This window comes from Paenibacillus sp. 453mf (assembly GCF_900116105.1).
Classification (GTDB): domain Bacteria; phylum Bacillota; class Bacilli; order Paenibacillales; family Paenibacillaceae; genus Paenibacillus; species Paenibacillus provencensis.
The window spans coordinates 1,170,320-1,189,253 of record NZ_FPAC01000001.1 but is presented as its reverse complement, the minus strand read 5'-3'; the positions used below and the strand labels follow the sequence as shown (position 1 = coordinate 1,189,253).

Here is an 18,934-nt window from a genome sequence, read left to right as displayed (position 1 = left end):
GCGAGTGTCCTTCCCGGCAGATAATAAGCTATTTCCTTTGCAGTAATGTTGTATTACTCCGAATCCACGACAGGGAACCATCCAGGTACATTCATGATCATATTCCACAGTGGATCAGGAATGACCAGTCTTTCCTGGTCCAATTTCGTTAGGTTTACCGCGATGTGCTCTTCGTTGCCTGATTCAATCTTCTCCACCCAGTCCGGTTCAATAATCAGTTCACGTCCAAGCGCGAGCATAGGTACTCCCGTCTTAAGAGCTGCCAAGGCATCATCTGGCGTATGAATCTGCCCAATTCCAATAACCGGCGTTTTGCCGCCTACTCGTTCCAGAATCCACTCCATTCTTGATTTGGAGTCATCTGCCCCTCGTCTTGGCTTCGACCAGAAGTCATTCAAGGATACATGGATATAATCCAAATTCTTCTCTTTGATTGCATCAAGCAAAATAAAGGTTTCCTCCATTGTGAGCCCCGGAGTTTCCGGCTCTTCTGGTGAGAAACGGTATCCTACAATAAACGGAGCTTTGGCATGCTCTTGAACAGCAGCCTGAACGCGGTCTATTACTTCCAGTGGAAAAGTAAGCCGCTGATGTGCATCTCCTCCGAAGCGATCTTCTCTTCGATTGGAATGCGGTGACACAAATTGCTGAATGAGATATCCGTTAGCACCGTGAATTTCCACACCGTCAAATCCTGCAGCAATCGCACGGCGCGTCGCTTCACCAAAATCTTGAATGATGCTCTCGATCTCGGGTTCAGAGAGTTCTCGTGGCATAGGGGAGCCTGGTTGTTCACTCGCTACCGCACTTGGTGCTACAACATCTCCGCCAACAGCATCTGGAGGGCATAAACGACCCCCATGGAAAATTTGCAGCACTGCTTTGGCACCCTGCTCTTTAATGGCACTTGCCAGCTTGGTCAGACTCGGAATAAAGGAATCGTCTGTAGACGAGAATTGGTGGGCGAACCCTTTTCCATTCTCCGTCACATAAGTAACCGCTGTGACTACCATCCCAGCTCCTCCAGAACGGCGAGCATAGTAAGCAAGCTCTGCATCGGATACCGTACCATCTTCATTAGAGGATGAATGTGTCATCGGTGCCATGACGATTTTATTTTTCAGAATAATGCCATTCGGTAAAGTCACTTTCTCAAAAATTGGACTGTATTTTGAATTCATTCTCTCCCACTCCTTTAATCTATATCTTCATTTCGTATAAGTAAGATATTCACCCATTTAAGAACTTGCAAATCCACTAATGAGCTTACCAACTACAAGTATCCTACTGAAACAAGTATAGTAACTTAATTTCACTCTATCAAGTTGCTTCGGTCCTGCGCTGAGATCACATGATCCAGTCTAATGGACTATACCTTCGACATTTTTGCTTAAATTCGGCTATTATTGTATTTTTTATCCCCTTATGAAATCAAAAAACATCAAAAGTCCGACCCGCATTACTATGCAGACCAGACTCCTCGTAATCGTATGTGTGAAATTGACGTTAACGTGTTAACTTTTGACCAACGCTCTTTGCATATCCACTTCCTTGACACATTCAAGTGAATCATGATTATCATTGAAGGCGAGCGGTGTTACAGGATATACATCCATTAAAGTATCTCGAAATGATCTGATCATTGGCAGCATCTGATGCATTTCCGTCATATTCGGATCAAGCCACGCATCGATCTGATCTGGCGTTAGAATGGCCGGCATCCGGGAATCAAACTCACGAATGGTCATGTTCGCATCTGCCATCAGCATCGTACAAGTACGGAGTGGCTGCTTCCTCGTATCCTTCCATACCTCGTACAATCCGGCAATGCCGAACATGGAGCGATCCGGCATAACCACCCGTACCGCATATCTGCGCTTGCCTTCCTGGCGCCAATAATAAAAACCATTGCAAGGGATAACACAACGTCTCTGTTCCACCATCTTGCGGTAAGTAACATTCTCACTAACGGACATTAAGTCGGCATTAACAGCATCCTTGCCCCAAAAAGGAATAAATCCCCAGCGATACTCATCCATGATACGTTCTCCATCCTCATAGAGAATAATCGGAGCATGCTGCGTCGGACTAATGTTGTAACGGTTTTTGTAATAGTACATAACTCGCTGTATCGCAAAGTGATCACGCACCTCATCTAAATCTGCAGCCAGTGAATAACGTTTACACATTCCTGTATTCCCTCCCTGTATTTTCCTATATCATTTGTGACCACAGGGAAATTTATACATGGAATTTGTAGAAAATGATCATTAATTGTACTATCATGTAGAGCTTGATCTACACTCATGAAATTACAGGGCGTGGAATAACAGGGGTTTCAGGATGAATAGTTCCTAGTGAATAGGATTTGTGGGCAGATATATCAATACATACTGAATAGTAAGGGGCGAAGCGGATTGGATTTATGGATATATTCGATCATTAGCATCATTTATCTCATCCTTGTCTTCTGGATGGCGATCGATCTATCACGAATGAAGGGATGGTTTCAATATCCCGTATTCCTACTTCTTGTCGCACTGAGTCTAGCTTACGATAACGGAATCATTGCAGCCGGGGAGACGATTGGGGAAGGCAAGCTGTTAGTGACGCTGAGCAGTCTTCGTTTTTGGCTGCATGCTTTTGTTACTCCTACACTTGTCCTTGTCGGATATGATATTCTGAAGCACTCGGGCGCAAGATGGGGGCAGCATAGAGCTGCACAAATCGCAGCGTGGCTGACCACCGCCGGTCTCATTGTTTATCAGATCGTAACCTCCACCTTATACGAGGTGCAGCATCTTACTTCTACATACGAGTACGGAGTTCTGCGATACACCGCAGAGGGTCAGACCGGTCCGCCCATTATGGTTATCATTGTAGGCATCATACTGCTGGTCATAGGTATCATCGTCCTCATGAGACAAAAATGGGCTTGGCTTCTTGTTGGAACGGGCCTGTTGTTTATCGGGCAGCTGATCCCTATACCTATTGAAAGCTCGGGGGCAACCAACATTTTTGAGTTGATTCTGATTCTGTCCATTTGGCTAACCATTCGGCATCAGAATCAAAAATAGTTTATGTTATGAAATATTCAGCGAGTGAATCGTGATCTGTTGATGGCTAAAAACAAAAAATGCACACCAAAAAACTCTAAATCTGCATGAAGCAGACTTAGAGTTTGTTATCAGGGTTTTGCATAATTCGATTTTTACAAAATCCTCAGACACAAGCTCGTAATGACTAGAGTGTCCATATTCGTTTCGTCAGAACAGGAACGTTGCACTTGTCTCCCCATTCATGAATCGTTTCAAACACGTCATCAGCATCCGCACTCTCCGTTACCCGGTAAACATTCATGACAGGTACAATCCGGCGTCCCTTTGGTTTAATTGCGATGGTTGGACCGTAGGCTTCCTCAATAATAATGGATTTGATATCCTCAGGGTTATAAGTACGATCACCGATCTGCAGAGAATTGTTAACGAGCTTAAATAATTTTGGCTTCTTGGACAGCTGTATAACCAAGATTATAATTTCAAAAGCAAAAACTGCACTATACAGAATGAACGGGATACTAACCAATTCTCGAGACTGTGACAGATTAAGCAGGCCCATGAAGAGCGTTGCCGCTCCAAATATTACTAAAGTGCGGACTCTTTTTCTATGGCTAACCACGAACTCTGGTTTATAATTGAACAACTCCATACCCTCTCTTCACCGGAATCTGATGCTTCTCAGCCATAGCCTTGATCTCTTTCATCATCATATCCTCCTGCTTCTGATCTTGAAATTTGACACGCATATATAGGGGTGTTTTCTTCTTATTAAATAACTGCAATCCAACACATGGCTTAAAGTAACCCTTAATAATTATGAACTGAATCTCAGAAGCAGTGAACGTATGTGGGCCGACTCGATAGGAATCAGGAAGCACTTCTAACTCGACTGGCTTCCATGGCTTGTATTTAATGAGTTACCATCCCAGAACGATGAGGTAGTACAAACCTAACAATATGTATACATAGTAGATCCAAAATATCTCTGATTCTTTACGGAAGCTAAAAACGAAGAGTCCGATTTGGAATGTTATAGATATAAGAATGCCCGTAATAGCTGATGCTTCCTTAGACCGATTGACCATGTGGATCTTGCCTGATTCCATAAATTTCAGTCCTCCTTCATTTGTCAATTGAACCGTCTGAAGACATCATGAATGATAGATTCCATAATATTACATTCCCGCTCTATATCGTAACTGGGTCGCCACTATAGAGTCAATGCACATAAAAAAGAACACCTTGAACTGGTGTCCATCATCCTAATACACAACCATATCTTCGGGCTTTATTTCAGAAATTTTCTGAACCCTTCAACGTGCTCCTCACGATAGCCCATTGACTCGTACATTCGGTGAGCTTCGACTCTTTGACCACCAGATACGAGAATAATATAAATGCAGCCCTGCTGTCTTGCAATGACTTCGATTTCACTCATCAGCTTTCGGCCGATGCCTTGTCTACGAATCCTGGAGGAAACAACGACATTTTCGATGACCATGAAAGGCTCGCATTCCCCGATCAGATCTTTACACAGGATTCCCATTACAGACCCCGCCAGCTCATTCTCATAAAAAGCACCCAGTACATAATAGCTCTTATCTTCTAACAGCGTTTGATAGGTCTCTTCCATTTTCGTCAGATTCGTGCTGACCCCGACTAGTTCTTCATACAACCCTGCCAGCTGCGGCAGATGCTTCATTTGGATTCGCTCAATATTGACCATGTTAATTCCCTCTCTCTAATCATATACCGTTTCGAATTTCTTTTTTAGAAAATACTGTTTGATTTCCCCGGGAAATAAATTGTTGATTGCATACACTTCATATCCATTCTTCTCATAGAACAAGGGAGCTTGATAAGAAAAAGTTGACGTATGTGCAAATAAGCAGCCAACTTCCCTTCCTCTGCGCTCTGCTTCGCATAGCATCTGATGTCCTAACCCTTTGCTCCGATAGGCTTCAGCAATCCAAAACACATCAATGTATAGACCGTATAGCCATGTCTCACAGAATATTCCACCGACAACTTCTTTCGCTTCGTTCTTCAAATAGAGATGAATGCTGTCACCAGGCTCTTTCAGCAATCCATCAGTTGCCCGCATATTATATCCATGCAGCTTACGGCAAATGTCTTCATAGTCCGAAGCCGCTTCTCTGTCTGTAGATAAACACATATTATCCAAATAAATATCTGCCATCAGCACTGACCCTCTCTGATTGAATCAATTTCATAAACCGGAATTGATCAGATCTAAGTTTTTATTTCTCGGGTAATCGCAAAATTAGCATAAGTTTGACAAATACTTGTCTGTTTTTTGTCAAAAGCTATGGCTTACTGTAGATTGATTGGCATATTCGTCTGCTTACAAGTCTCTATTTCCCGCTCAATGATGCCAGTCTTTGAAATCGCATGCTTCAACTGTCGACTTCATATCCTACACTAATGTATCATATTCGCTCTTTAGGATACTCATGTAGATGATATCGCTGTATTTTCCATCCCGATAGATCTTTTGCCTCGCTCGTCCTTCTTCTACAAAGCCACACTTCTTATAGCAATGGATGGCCGTATGATTGAAATCATACACTTGGAGCTCTAACCGATTTAAATTCATGTCATTAAATACTAGATTTTGCAGTAAACGGATCGCCTCAGAACCGAACCCTCGTCCATGTTCTTTCTTCGAACCAATCACAATTGCAAGCGAGCCCGTCCGGTTCTTCCAACCGATATTCAGAACATCGATCTGACCGATATATTCGAGCGTATCCTTATGTGCAATGACAAAGCTCTTGTGAGTATCTGACTTCCCTTCCATCATCATATGTATGAAGTCTTCTGTCTTTTTTATACTTTGCGGATACATAAATATATCGCTTAAAGTAGAGGTAATATCTGAATCGTTAACCCAGTCCCGGATTGCAGGTAAATCCTCCATTCGATATTCCCTTAGTACAATTCGTTCGCCTATAATGTGTCCCATCGCTAACACCTCTTCTGTATTCTATTTAGATAGTTTATATGATGAAGGATGATCTCGTCGATGCGTATAACGGTTATTGTCCTAAAAAAAGATGACTTCGGAATATCCAAAGTCATCTTCGTCCATCCCCATACAGCTACAGCTTCCTGGATGTCAGCTTGGCTTGAGTAAACAAGAGTAAGTAATCGTATCCTCCAGCCTTGGAATCCGTTCCCGACATATTGAAACCGCCGAAAGGATGAGCTCCAACCAGAGCCCCAGTACACTTCCGGTTTATATACAGGTTCCCGCAGTGCATCGTCTCCAGCGCTTCCTCTATGCGTTTCTGATCTGAGGAGAAATAGGAACCCGTCAATCCAAACTCTGTATCATTATATATATGAATCGCTTCTTTATAATCCGCTGCCTTGCAAATGGCAAGAACAGGACCAAAAATTTCTTCCTTCATAATTCTCGCATCTGGATTCACATCCGCGAATACCGTAGGCTCAATATAGTAACCATTCCCTGCCGCTGGACTTCCGCCGGTTAATAATGTCCCTTCTGCCTTGCCAATTTCAATGTAGCCTAGAATCTTATCATAGGAGCCCTTATCAATGACCGGACCTGCTGGATAATTCAGCTCAGGTGATCCGACAACTAGTTTCTCAGTCAGCTCTTTAACCTTCTCCACAACTTCATCATATACAGCTTCGACAATGATTGCTCTCGATCCCGCTGAACACTTCTGTCCCTGGAAACCAAAGGCGGAAGCCACGATGGCCTGTGCCGCTGCATCGAGACCCGCTGTCTCATCTACGACGATTCCATCCTTGCCGCCCATTTCGGCAATAAGCCGTTTAATCCATATTTGGCCTTCCGACGTATTCGCTGCCAGCTTGCTAATATGAAGTCCAACTTCCTTGGAGCCGGTAAAGCTGATAAATCGGGTCTTCGGATGAGAGGTCAGATAGTCTCCAACTTCCGCTCCGCTCCCAGGTATGAAATTGATAACACCCGCTGGAAGACCGACCTCTTCCATCAATGCAACAAATTTATGAGCTATTACAGGTGTCGTTGAGGCCGGCTTCAGTAACACCGTGTTCCCGGACACAACCGCTGCCGTTGTCATGCCTACACATATAGCCAGTGGGAAATTCCATGGAGGTATAACAACACCAACGCCAAGCGGGATATAAGTTAAACGATTGTCCTCACCCTGCACCTTGGTCAAGGGCTGTGTTTCATTAATTTGTTCCAAACGCAGCATTTCCCGAGCATAAAATTCAATAAAATCAATAGCTTCCGCCGTATCTGCATCGGCCTCGGCATAGTTTTTTCCGGATTCAAGAATCATGAGTGCGGAGAATTCATGCTTGCGTTCCCGCATGAGCGCAGCCGCTTTGAATAAATATTCCGCTCTTTCGCTTGCAGATACCTTCTTCCATGTCTCGAAGGTGTTTACCGCGATCTGCATCGCTTCTTCTGCCAATGCTTGGTTCGCTTTGCTTACATATCCGATGACCTCATCAAGGTTACCCGGATTAACCGAGGTAATCACATCTTCGGTAAAGACCTTTCTCTCACCGATATGAAGGGGAATGTTCTGACCGAGTTCAGACTTCACTTTGCTAATCGCTTTCTCCATCGCTTGCTTGTTCTCTTCCAAACCGAAATTTACGAAAGGCTCATTGACAAAAGGACTGATAATCGCTGTCTTATTCACGTAACAATTCTCCTCTCAATTTAAAACATTTATGTTATTTATTAGAACTGTATATATTTGGATTATACAGTCAGTTCAATAATTTGTACACATTAAACACTAAATTTGTTTAATGTGTACAAATTTATACAAGCTAAATCATTAGCTGTTACGTTTCAAGCTCTGTATTTTTCTTCTCACGCGTTGCACTTACTGCGATTAGTGAGATTACCCCTGTAAGAATAATGTAGAGAGCAACAGGTACCCATGAATTGTTAAACTCACTAAGGAGCCACGTGGCAATGAGCGGAGCTGTTCCGCCCGCTACAGCTGCACCAATCTGATACCCAAGACTAACACCTGTATAGCGCACTTTTGTGCTGAAAATTTCGGAAAACATAGTGCCGAGCACTGCAGTAACCGGAACCCAAATGATTCCAAGACCTAAAACCGTCGCCAGAATCATCAAGAATATGGAGCCTTGGGACAACAGTAAGAAATACGGGAATGCGTATAGAATAATGGCTACTGTACCGCCGATAAAAATTGGTTTTCTACCTACTTTGTCAGACAGCTTCCCTGCAAGCGGAATTAGGGCTGTTGCCACAAGTGCTGCAAGCAGTACAGCATTCAGTACTGGTGAACGTTCATAACCAAGATATGTCGTACAATAGGCAACGACGAAAGTCCCGAAGATATAGAAGGGGCCAGTTTCAACGACCTTTGCACCTACGGCGATCAGAACAGACTTCCAGTGATAACGCAGCGTATCAACGATAGGTACACGTGAAGTTTCACCTGTTTTTTGTGATTCTTTAAATGCTGGTGTCTCATCGAGACCATTCCGAATCCATAGACCGATAAATACAAGCACAGCACTCATAATAAACGGAACACGCCAGCCCCAAGACATAAATGCATCATCCGGAAGCAAACTCATCACAGACAGCGCCAAAGTCCCGAGCACCATTCCAATCGTTACGCCCATTTGAGGAATACTCCCATAGAACCCGCGATTGTTTTTACCAGAGTATTCAACTGCGAGCAAAAGGGCTCCGCCCCATTCACCACCGATACCAAGCCCTTGAATACATCGCATCAATATGAGTAGAATAGGTGCCCACACGCCAATTGCATTGTAGTCAGGCAAACAACCGATCAGGACAGTCGATCCTCCCATAAGGGAAAGTGTCATGACCAGTGTCTTTTTTCGTCCAACCTTGTCCCCAATATGACTGAATATGATACCGCCGAGTGGCCGAATAAAGAAGGGAAGAGCAAATGTTAGATACGACAGCAGCAAGCTGACCACAGCATCATCTGACGGGAAGAACAGCTTGCTAAATACTAGTGAAGCGGCTGTACCATACAAGAAATAATCAAACCATTCAATAGAGCTGCCGATTAGACTTGCAATCAGTGCTCTGGTGGATGTTTTCTTTGCTATTCCTAGATTTGTTCCTGAAGGCTGTGTTTGTACATTCGCCATAGAGATATTCCCCCATTCATATAATTGAACAACCAATATGTCTAACTCTGGACATAATTTCATGTGAGACAGCTTTATTTTCTAGGATCAGGTTGAAATTATAGCTATTTCCATGTTAAATTTATACTAAATTACACAATGTGAGAGGTTATTATGTTCAATAATGAACAAATTAAGATTAACAGCCAATATATCGCACTAAATTCTGACCAAGCGGTTAGTTTAATGATCCAGCACCTCAGGGATTCCAGTACAGTTCATATAGCCTGGAACAACCAACATTACTTGTTTATTCCAAGCGACTTGAACAGTTGGTTAGACAAGGACGGCATCATTAGAGATGCACTCGCTCATTGGTCACCTTCTCCAACTGTCAATTACGAGGATCGACGTTTCTCCAGGGGAGATTGGGTCAGCGAGCTGCCTGAAGACCTATGTCGCCCTATTGTATTCGTCAACAATTCGGATCAAATCGCGGGATTCCTTTCCCCCTTTACTCTGTTAAAGCAAGTAGCTGCACAAAAGCGGATAGCCGAATCCTATCTGAGTACTTTGCTAGACACCGTGACCGATGCAGTTACGGCTGTTGACCGAAAGGGGACCGTAATTTGCTGGAATGAAGCAGCTGTGAATGTGTACGACATTCCCTTCGAGCGAATTATGGGCAGGACGATCGGTGAACACTTTGATCCCGAATCACTAATGCTGCTGCGGAGTATTGACGAAGGCCGCATTATACGCAATATGTACCATAAATCACGTGAAGGAACTCATGTGCTTATTAATGCCTCACCTGTTACGGATACGAATGGACATATTATCGGAGGTCTTGCTACCGAACAAGATATTACCCATCTGGTGAAGCTGAATGAAGAGCTCACATCCGTTCAGGCCAGCATACTGGATAACCTTCCCCGCAAGGATGATCCCTTCAGCCATATCGATGGTCAGAGTAACAGCATAAGCAAGGTCGTTCGAATAGGAAAAAAGGTAGCCGAATCCGATACACCTGTCATTCTGTATGGCGAGTCAGGCGTTGGAAAGGAACAGCTGGCAAAAGTCATTCATCTGGCCAGTTCACGCGCAGAGGAACCATTCCTGTCCATTAATTGCAGTGCAGTACCTGTCGGCCTGCTGGAGAGCGAACTGTTTGGCTTTGAGGGCGGTACCTTCTCGGGTAATAGTCATCATGAGCCTGGCAAGCTTGAGCTGGCCGCTGGAGGCACCCTGCTATTGAATGAGATCGACAAGCTCCCTATGGATGTCCAGGATAAACTGTATCATGCCTTGAAGAACCAATCTTTTCGGAGGTATGGCGGACATACCGAAATTCCGCTGAATACACGCATTATCGGAGCAACGAAGCATAATTTGGAGGAGCTTGCTTCGAGCCAGCATTTCAGTTCCGAGCTATATTACACGCTCAGTATTGTCTCGATCTCCGTTCCTCCACTTCGTGACAGAATAGAGGATATCTCAATCCTCAGTAAGATGTACTTACGTGAATTCGCGGTACAATATCAAAAACCGATTGCTGTTCTTACTCCTGAAGTGCTGCTTGCCTTCTCGAAATATGAGTGGCCGGGAAATATTGCAGAGCTCAGGGCCGTTCTTGAACGCAGTGTCATTCTGGGTGAAGGTGATCAAATTAAGCTGGAGCATCTCCCCGATTCATTTCAAGATCATTTTGCGACTATAAATGAAGGAGATCAAGGCCTGCCAGGCAATATTTATTACGAAAACCGCCTGAAAGCAAGAGTGACTGAAGCAGAAGAGAAAGCAGTTATTGAAGAGGCATTACAGAAAGCTTCAGGTAATAAGAGTATTACAGCTAAACTGCTTGGTATTTCACGAGGAACGTTATATAACAAAATGAAGAAACACAATCTAGAATAATCACATTAACTATGGGGCAGTCCGATATTTGTTGATCGGGGCTGTCCTATTATCATTCATTCATTTCAATGGATCTATTTAGAACAAACCACACATTTGCGGGCCGCTCCGCCAATCTTCTCATATTGTATCCAAACCAGTCACGTCCATAAGGAACATAAACACGAACCTTATATCCTTCCTTGACTAAACGCTTCTGCAAGTCCTCAGCAATCCCGTATAACATCTGGAACTCAAACTGGTCTCTGCCATAGCCCTTCTGTCTTGCTTCATCTTTCACATATTGAATAATGGCTTCATCATGTGTCGCGACAGCGGTATAATTCCCGTTCTCAAGATGCTGGGAAATCAGCTTCTTATAATTCTCGTCCACATCCTTCTTGTCAGGAAAAGCCACCTTGGACGACTCCTTATAAGCGCCCTTCACCAGTCTCAGATTGGCATTGCATTGATTCAACTCCGCTACATCTTGTTCCGTTCGATAGAGATAAGCCTGCAGCACAATCCCGACATTATCGAAGCTCTTGCGAAGCTCACGATAAATGTCAATAGACACTTCACAGTGGGCGTAATCCTCCATGTCGATCCGAACGAAATTGTTATAACGACGCGCACACTCCAGAATCTGCACCATGTTATCCACACACAGCTGCTTGTCAATATCCAACCCAAGTGAAGTCATCTTCAATGACAGGTTAGACTTAATTCCGCTGTCTGCAATCGCCTCCAGTGTCTCAATGCACATCCTAGTCGATTCCAGCGCTTCTTCTCTCGTCGATATGAATTCTCCTAGATGATCCAACGTAGCGACTCGTCCATCACGATTCAAGATATTAACGGACTTAACCGCTTCATCAATTGTAATCCCAGCGACAAATCGGCTCGCGCCAAATCTCAGACCATACTTCTTCGCCATCTGATTGGCAGTCGTATTCTTGGCCAAGGCCTGAAAGAAATTTCTAAGCACGACTTCCATCCCACCAACTCCTTTCTAACCATATAATGGATTAATCTTCTATCATTCTACATAATTGAATAAAAATTGTACATAGAAATGTGTATATTTAAACAAAAATTGTTTTAAATCTCACTGTATTGAAAATAGTGTTCAAAATTGAACATTTTCGAAAGAAAAAGCCGACTCTGAAATTTTTTAATTCAGAGTCGGCTTAACCTATGGTCAGATTACGATAAATTCGTTCTGTATTTTTGTCTGCTAACGTTAACTTCCGTAAGCTAGATTAATTATACTTTCAAAGGCTTCTTCCACAGTCCTAAGATCAATCCGGATATCACTGCACCAATGGCAACTGCAAGCAAGAACATGAGAGCATTGCTCGCAAGCGCAGCTACGAAGATTCCTCCATGGGGAGCTGGCAGGTTAATCGCCCACAATTGAGTAAGGCCTCCAGCGACAGCCGATCCAACAATGCATGAGGTCAGAACCCGGAGTGGATCAGCGGCTGCAAATGGAATGGCACCTTCTGTAATGAAGGATAATCCCAGCACATAATTCGTAATACCGGATTTGCGCTCCTCTTCCGTAAATTTGTTCTTGAAGAATGTCGTTGCTAACGCAATTGCCAGTGGAGGGACCATACCTCCTGCCATGACAGCTGCCATCATCAGCCCATTTTCATTTCCGCTCGACGTAAATACACCAATCGCAAAAGTGTATGCAGCCTTGTTAAAGGGTCCACCCATATCAATAGACATCATGCCGCCAAGAATAATTCCGAGCAGAACCATGTTCCCTGTACCCAGATTGTTAAGTACATCAATTAATCCCGTGTTAATCCAGCTGAAGATGGGGGACAAAATATAAAACATGAGTGATCCGGTAATTAGCAGTCCGAACACGGGATACAACAGAATAGCTTTTAATCCGTCAATCGCTTTTGGCAAATGCTTAAATACCCGCCGAAGTCCAATAACAGTGTAACCTGCTAGAAATCCGGCTGCAAGTCCGCCGAGGAATCCCGCATTGGCATTGACAGCCATCAAACCACCCACCATACCAGGCATAAGCGCTGGACGATCCGCAATACTCATCGCAATGAATCCCGCCAATATAGGAATCAGAAAATGAAACGCGCCTTCTCCGCCGCCTATCGTTTGTAGCAGCTGGAAGATCGGATGATCCTCTCCTGCCACCTGTTCAATGAGGAACGAAATGGCGAGGAGAATTCCGCCGCCGACAACAAACGGAAGCATATGAGATATACCGTTCATTAAGTTCTTATACAAGGTACTGCCGACACTTTTCTTCTCACTGGCAGCAGGTGAGACCGCTCCTCCTTCTGCTTGGTATATCGGAGCATCGCCTTTTACGGCTTTGGATATAAGCTCTTCCGACTTACGAATGCCATCACTGACAGGGCGCTGCAATACAGGCTTACCTGCAAACCGGGCCATCTCGACATTTTTATCTGCCGCAACGATAATCCCCTTTGCCCGGCGAATCTCATCCTCGGTCAAGACATTGTTCGCACCTTCCGATCCGTTCGTTTCCACCCGGATTTGAACGCCCATTTCCTGAGCCTTCTTCTTGAGGGCGTCTTCCGCCATGAAGGTATGTGCAATTCCCGTAGGACAAGCAGTTACCGCAACAACGAAAGGAATTTCATCAGACTTCTCGGATGAATTATCGATGAGTGTTGTCGATGAGGTTGATGAGTCCGTCTTATGCTCCGACTTCTCTGAGCCTTCCGCTTCCTCTGCTTGCTTCTCATCAAACAGGGCTGTCACCTCATTCGGAGTCTTCGTTTGCAGCAGCCGTTCAATGAAAACGTTGTCAATCAATAGCCGAGAAAGGGCAGCCAGTGTACGAAGATGCGTACTTCCCGCTCCTTCCGGTGCTGCGATCATAAAGAACACATGTGCAGGTTCACCGTCTAATGACTCAAAATCCACGCCGGCTTCGCTTTTCGCAAAAACGACCGTTGGCTCGTTCACTGCCGTTGTTTTCGCATGAGGCATCGCGATTCCTCCGCCGATTCCTGTGCTGGATTCAGCCTCGCGTTTATAGATCATCTCTTTGAATAAGACAGGATCATTGATACGCCCGCTGCGAGCGAGACGATCTATCAATTCATTGATCGCGCCATCCTTGGAAGTGGATTTCAAATTCATAATCATTGCTTCTTCAATCATCAAATCCGTAATTCTCATGTCTAACAACTCCCCTGAATAATAAGGCGTGCGTTAACACGCCTATTAGGTGTAACATTTTATTATTTATAATTTGGTGATTTGGACCTCAGGAATCAATTTGTCAATTTCTTTACGCTGAGCAAGATCGTCTGAAAATGCTGTTGCACTGCCTGAAGCTACACCTGCACGAAATGCTTCCAGCGGGTCTTTTGTTTGAGTAAGCGTTCCTACAAAGCCAGCAATCATTGAATCTCCAGCTCCGACTGAATTTCTTACGGTACCCGCAGGAACAGTGGCATGGTATACGGCCTCATTCGTAATTAACAAGGCTCCTTCACCAGCCATAGAGATGATCACGTGCTGTGCACCCTCATCCAGCAGTTTTCGTCCATAGGTTATGAGATCGTCTTGTGATTCAATGATGACTCCAAACATGTCAGCCAATTCGTGATGATTCGGTTTCACCAGCAGCGGTTTATAGTATAAGGCTTTGAGCAATGCCTCACCTGTCGTATCTATGACAAATTCTGCTCCTGCCTTCTGGCAAGCTTTGATCAGACGAAGATAGAAATCACCGCCAAGTGAAGGAGGAATACTGCCTGACAGCACCAGAATATCCCCTTCTGCAAGCTGATTAAGCTTCTGAAGCAGAGCAGCTGCTTCGTCCTCTGTCACGACAGGACCCAGTCCGTTAATCTCGGTTTCCTGATCATGCTTCAATTTGACATTAATTCGAGTATCATCCTGAATATGAACAAAATCCGATTTGATTCCTTCCTGATCTAAAAATGCGTCAATAAAATTCCCTGTAAATCCGCCGATAAAACCGAGCGCTGCGTGTTCTGCATTCAGCTGCTCAAGCACCCTGGATACATTGATCCCTTTGCCGCCAGGGAGCTTTAAATCCCGTTTCATTCGGTTCAAGCTGCCAAGCTCCAGTTGTTCGACTTCCACGATGTAATCGATGGATGGATTAAGTGTTACCGTATATATCATGTTAATCCCTCAATTGCTTTAAATTTCGGTCCAAGCCATTTCCTATATTCGCCAGGCACCCTGTCTGTTATTAACGTCGCTTCTTCCAGATTAAACAGCTTGGCAAAAGCAATTTCTCCAAACTTGCTGGAATCTGCTAAGACATAGGTCTGACCTGATAACTGATGAGCCCTGCGTTTAATCAGCGCCTCTTCCGGATCCGGTGTGGTATAGCCCATGGCCATATCCATTCCATTCGTTCCAAGGAAGCTCTTGTCGAATCGGAAATTATCCATATTTTGAAGCGCTATGCTGCCAATTACTGCTTTCGTATGCGGTTTCATCATTCCACCGAGCAAATAACTCCGTATCTTTTTGCTAACCAGCGCTTCTACGTGGGAGAGTCCATTGGTAACGACCGTTATATCCTGTGCTTCAATATAAGGAATCATGGCAAGCGTGGTCGTTCCCGCATCTAGATAAATGCATTCTCCATCATGGAGCTGTTTGGCTGCTAAGATGGCTAATTTTGTTTTCTCTTGAACGTTTTTGAACGTTTTCTCATCCATGCCAAGCTCGGTACTCTTATGACTTACGAGTGAAGCTCCCCCATGCACTCTTTTGAGAAGGTGCTTCGCCTCCAAATCCACCAAGTCTCTTCGAATTGTTGATTCGGAAGCATGGAGTAACTCCATCAGCTCCTGAAGTTTAACAACCCCACGCTGCTGTAAGCGTTCTAAAATAATTCGATATCGTTCTTCTGTCAGCATTCATCTTCCTCCTGACTGATTCTATAGTACCACATATCTAAATAAAAACAATCATTTTCTATCAAAAACATTCAAATTTCGTCAATGCAATGATTCAAAGCATCAAAAAGGCTCCAAGCAGGCTTGCCTTCATGCAAGAACTCCCGCCAGAGCCAGGTCACTTGTTTAATCTATAATTGCCATTGTCATTACAGAAATTAGCATGTGTTCTGTCCATGACTATTATTCACCCAAACGACATTGAATAGATTCACGTTGTTTCTTCGTCAAGCTCTTGAATACCAAATCATAGGAATGATCGATCATCGGCCGAATATCCTCGGGCCCAAGGTCCTGATCCAGATATACCGTGTTCCAGTGCTTTTTGTTCAAATGATAGCCCGGGACGACCGCCCGATGCTGTTCACGCAAATTCACGGCAATCACCGGATCGCATTTAAGCGATATGCTCAGTGGTTCCTTATCTTTGTTCAAGGAAATCAGGGCAAACATTTTCCCCTCGATTTTAGCGACAAGTGTATCCGCCCCGAACGGATAATCTTCCTTCGCAGTCTTTTTGGCTAAGCAATAGGAAATGATCGAATTCACTTCTAAACTCTCTCCTTAGTACGTATTCAGATATAATATGTAATTCATCATTGTCGTTGCAAATCACTTGGCATTTTACTCAAAATGCCTTATTCTGCCTCACCCAGCTTCTTCCCCCACAAGCACTCCACCTGAACAAGCCGATTGCCTTCAAACTCTAACAGATAGATGTCGGGCTTCGAGGTTCCTGCCCAGAATTCATACCCATACTGTGAATCATAATAATTCATGATTGCCACCATAATATTGCCATGCGTACCGAGGATAATGCTCTTCTCGGAATATTCCTCTAGTATTTGTTCAATGATGGGAATGGCGCGCTGCTGTGTCTGACGCGTCGATTCTCCTCCTTCGAGCGCATAATCCAAATCTTCAAACGAAGTTTGAATGGCTCTCTCCAGTACTTCCCATTCTGCTCTGTAATCAAGCCCTTCAATCCGTCTTTCTTTAAGTTCCTCATGCAGCGCAACCTCTAGTCCTTTGGACTTCGCAGTAGGCTTAACTGTATCAACGGCGCGAGTATAAGGGCTGGATATAACCAGGTTCACAGGTATGGAAGCAAATATTTCTGCCAGCTCCTGTGCATGGGCAGCTCCTTTGTCAGACAAGCCTCTTGTGCGTTCTTCTCCAAATATAAACGGAGATTCCGCATGTCTTACCATATATAATCTTGTTCTGCCTGCCGTCACTTATAGTAATCCCCCTTCATAAGAAATACGCTCTGCAGATAGCTTGTCTGTCAAATACTGAACTGTCATCTTAATGATCTGATGCCGATCCCCCTGTTCCAATATTCTGGCTCTCCAATAAATTGATCTTCCCTCATAGTACTCCAGGACAACAGGATCAGACAGCCATTTCAGGAGCAAACCCTTGTCTTCCGGAGCAAGCCTCCTTAAGCTCACTCCATCACTTTCGCATAGGTGCATGTAAGACCTCCTATACTTCTCCCCAGAAGACTTGTGTCGTATATTCAAAGTACACGCGTCCTTCCTGTTGATAGGAATCAAACAGCTCTAATAGCGCGTTCATCATTGGCTCATAATTGGGGTGGCCCGGCGGTGGACTGTATGAAGAAGACTTAAGTCTTCCGCTTAATCCTTCATAGTCAAAGATTTGGCGATTGGGAAATTCCACCGCATGAAGCTGTCCATTCTTATAAAATGAACGCAGCATGTCCGAAGTAATATTGGTATGCTTGACCTCATTGTAGTCCGTTCCATAGGTGTGAAGCAGCTCATCATATTTGACCAGGAAAGGCGTACCCTCGGTAAGTCTCGAATTCCATATCAGGACCACTTTCCCTTCCGGCTTCAGAATACGCTTGAACTCCTCTTTTGCCAAGTTCTGATCAAACCAATGAAAGGACTGGGCGCAAACAATATAGTCAACCGACTGATCTTGCAGGCCCGTCTCTTCAGCAGGGCTTGACTGCACTCTGAATTGAGCATTGCCAGACAGCCTGGATTCAGCTGCCAGCCGCATTTCCATATTCGGCTCAACCGCAATCACTGTACTCCCTCTAGCCAGCAGCAGCTCCGACATAATCCCTGTCCCTGCACCGATATCCGCAATGGTGCTTGCCGGGTTCATGCCTATCGTTCCATACATGTAATCGATGGCTTCTACCGGATAACTTGGACGATATTTCACATAAGTATCGACCCGATCCGAGAAACGTTCTTTACTGTTCATTTGATCAGCCACTTCCCTTCCTATTATCAAGCAACCTCTTATGCTGGAGTAAGCTCTATTATACCTTCCATAATTGGAAGATGATAGATTGCTGCAGCATCAGACCATTTTAGCCATAAACAATTCATCTACGTACTGTCCATCCACGAACAATGAATGGTGTTTCTTGCCCTCGATTTCAAATCCCATCTTCTGATACAGGCCTACCGCAGCTTCATTATGAGCCATTACAGTCAGCTCGATCCGGTGAATCCTGTGCAGCCTGCACCATTCCTCCATCGCCTGAAACAGCTTCGTGCCGACACCTTGGCCGGTATAATGCTGTAAGATGCCAATGACAATGTATACGACGTGCTTCTTGCGCTGCAGTTCAGAGCCAATGATGCCAAGCTGTCCAATCACACTGCCTTCTTCATTCACTGCCAGAAGCATTGTAGAGTGACCTGAATCCAGCATACCCTTTATACGCTTGGTCTGGGTTTCCAACGTAGCAAGTCTTTCACCCGGCTCATACAGCATGAATTTCGTCTCCCGGTCCAGCTCCTGATTCAGCTTGAGCAGCTGTTCTGCATCTTGTACCTGTACCTCTCTAATCTCCATATGTAGTCCTCCCACTAATCTTCCCTTATCTAGAGATAA

The 18,934-nt window shown here is 44.4% G+C and carries 20 protein-coding genes; 2 read left to right on the top strand and 18 right to left on the bottom strand.

Features of this window, described 5'->3' with window-relative positions:
* Window positions 1-53: 53 nt before the first annotated feature.
* Window positions 54-1,181: an NADH-dependent flavin oxidoreductase gene (locus BM415_RS05770; protein ID WP_091155566.1), complete on the bottom strand. Its 1,128-nt coding sequence runs from the start codon at window positions 1,179-1,181 to the stop codon at window positions 54-56.
* Between the two features lie 333 nt (window positions 1,182-1,514).
* Window positions 1,515-2,189: an SOS response-associated peptidase gene (locus BM415_RS05765; protein ID WP_091155564.1), complete on the bottom strand. Its 675-nt coding sequence runs from the start codon at window positions 2,187-2,189 to the stop codon at window positions 1,515-1,517.
* Window positions 2,190-2,417: 228 nt separating this feature from the next.
* Here BM415_RS05765 and BM415_RS05760 point away from each other — a divergent pair, with 228 nt between their 5' ends.
* The gene (locus BM415_RS05760; protein WP_091155561.1) at window positions 2,418-3,077 is read left to right on the top strand and encodes a hypothetical protein; all 660 of its coding nucleotides are present in this window, start codon (window positions 2,418-2,420) and stop codon (window positions 3,075-3,077) included.
* Window positions 3,078-3,243: 166 nt separating this feature from the next.
* Here BM415_RS05760 and BM415_RS05755 read toward each other — a convergent pair whose 3' ends face one another.
* The 7 genes from BM415_RS05755 to BM415_RS05720 all read right to left on the bottom strand — a co-directional run bounded on the left by BM415_RS05755 (window position 3,244) and on the right by BM415_RS05720 (window position 9,218).
* The gene (locus BM415_RS05755) at window positions 3,244-3,702 is read right to left on the bottom strand and encodes a hypothetical protein (RefSeq protein WP_139236952.1); all 459 of its coding nucleotides are present in this window, start codon (window positions 3,700-3,702) and stop codon (window positions 3,244-3,246) included.
* A 274-nt stretch (window positions 3,703-3,976) separates the two neighbouring features.
* A complete protein-coding gene (locus BM415_RS05745; protein ID WP_091155554.1) occupies window positions 3,977-4,165 on the bottom strand; it encodes a hypothetical protein in 189 nt (62 codons plus the stop codon).
* 182 nt (window positions 4,166-4,347) lie between these two features.
* Window positions 4,348-4,785 (bottom strand): GNAT family N-acetyltransferase, encoded by a 438-nt coding sequence (locus BM415_RS05740; protein WP_091155551.1) that lies wholly within the window; start codon window positions 4,783-4,785, stop codon window positions 4,348-4,350.
* Window positions 4,786-4,800: 15 nt separating this feature from the next.
* Entirely contained in the window at window positions 4,801-5,259 is a 459-nt protein-coding gene (locus tag BM415_RS05735) for a GNAT family N-acetyltransferase (protein WP_091155549.1), read from the bottom strand.
* 237 nt (window positions 5,260-5,496) lie between these two features.
* Complete coding sequence (locus tag BM415_RS05730; protein ID WP_091155547.1) at window positions 5,497-6,045, bottom strand: GNAT family N-acetyltransferase; 549 nt, start codon at window positions 6,043-6,045, stop codon at window positions 5,497-5,499.
* Window positions 6,046-6,181: 136 nt separating this feature from the next.
* Window positions 6,182-7,750 (bottom strand): L-glutamate gamma-semialdehyde dehydrogenase, encoded by a 1,569-nt coding sequence (gene pruA, locus BM415_RS05725; protein ID WP_091155544.1) that lies wholly within the window; start codon window positions 7,748-7,750, stop codon window positions 6,182-6,184.
* A 148-nt stretch (window positions 7,751-7,898) separates the two neighbouring features.
* The gene (locus BM415_RS05720) at window positions 7,899-9,218 is read right to left on the bottom strand and encodes an MFS transporter (RefSeq protein WP_091155541.1); all 1,320 of its coding nucleotides are present in this window, start codon (window positions 9,216-9,218) and stop codon (window positions 7,899-7,901) included.
* A 153-nt stretch (window positions 9,219-9,371) separates the two neighbouring features.
* Between BM415_RS05720 and BM415_RS05715 the strand changes: the two genes are divergently transcribed.
* Window positions 9,372-11,114, top strand: a complete 1,743-nt coding sequence (locus BM415_RS05715) for a sigma-54 interaction domain-containing protein (RefSeq protein ID WP_091155540.1) — start codon at window positions 9,372-9,374, stop codon at window positions 11,112-11,114.
* 52 nt (window positions 11,115-11,166) lie between these two features.
* Here the strand turns inward: BM415_RS05715 and BM415_RS05710 are convergent, their stop codons facing one another.
* From BM415_RS05710 to BM415_RS05670, 9 genes are all read right to left on the bottom strand, one after another.
* The gene (locus BM415_RS05710; protein WP_091155537.1) at window positions 11,167-12,090 is read right to left on the bottom strand and encodes a proline dehydrogenase family protein; all 924 of its coding nucleotides are present in this window, start codon (window positions 12,088-12,090) and stop codon (window positions 11,167-11,169) included.
* Between the two features lie 269 nt (window positions 12,091-12,359).
* Window positions 12,360-14,285, bottom strand: a complete 1,926-nt coding sequence (locus tag BM415_RS05705) for a PTS fructose transporter subunit IIABC (protein WP_091155535.1) — start codon at window positions 14,283-14,285, stop codon at window positions 12,360-12,362.
* Window positions 14,286-14,351: 66 nt separating this feature from the next.
* Window positions 14,352-15,263, bottom strand: coding sequence for a 1-phosphofructokinase (gene pfkB / locus BM415_RS05700; RefSeq protein ID WP_091155531.1), 912 nt, complete (start codon window positions 15,261-15,263; stop codon window positions 14,352-14,354).
* Window positions 15,260-16,012: a DeoR/GlpR family DNA-binding transcription regulator gene (locus tag BM415_RS05695; RefSeq protein WP_091155529.1), complete on the bottom strand. Its 753-nt coding sequence runs from the start codon at window positions 16,010-16,012 to the stop codon at window positions 15,260-15,262. Before BM415_RS05695 ends, pfkB begins: the two co-directional genes overlap by 4 nt.
* Window positions 16,013-16,234: 222 nt before the next feature.
* Window positions 16,235-16,600, bottom strand: a complete 366-nt coding sequence (locus BM415_RS05690) for an MmcQ/YjbR family DNA-binding protein (protein WP_091155526.1) — start codon at window positions 16,598-16,600, stop codon at window positions 16,235-16,237.
* 89 nt (window positions 16,601-16,689) lie between these two features.
* Window positions 16,690-17,289: a histidine phosphatase family protein gene (locus BM415_RS05685; RefSeq protein WP_244533158.1), complete on the bottom strand. Its 600-nt coding sequence runs from the start codon at window positions 17,287-17,289 to the stop codon at window positions 16,690-16,692.
* Complete coding sequence (locus tag BM415_RS05680; RefSeq protein ID WP_091155523.1) at window positions 17,290-17,529, bottom strand: hypothetical protein; 240 nt, start codon at window positions 17,527-17,529, stop codon at window positions 17,290-17,292.
* 10 nt (window positions 17,530-17,539) lie between these two features.
* The gene (locus tag BM415_RS05675) at window positions 17,540-18,295 is read right to left on the bottom strand and encodes a class I SAM-dependent methyltransferase (protein WP_091155521.1); all 756 of its coding nucleotides are present in this window, start codon (window positions 18,293-18,295) and stop codon (window positions 17,540-17,542) included.
* Between the two features lie 99 nt (window positions 18,296-18,394).
* On the bottom strand, window positions 18,395-18,895 hold the full coding sequence (locus BM415_RS05670; RefSeq protein WP_091155519.1) for a GNAT family N-acetyltransferase: 501 nt from the start codon (window positions 18,893-18,895) through the stop codon (window positions 18,395-18,397).
* Between the last annotated feature and the right edge of the window lie 39 nt (window positions 18,896-18,934).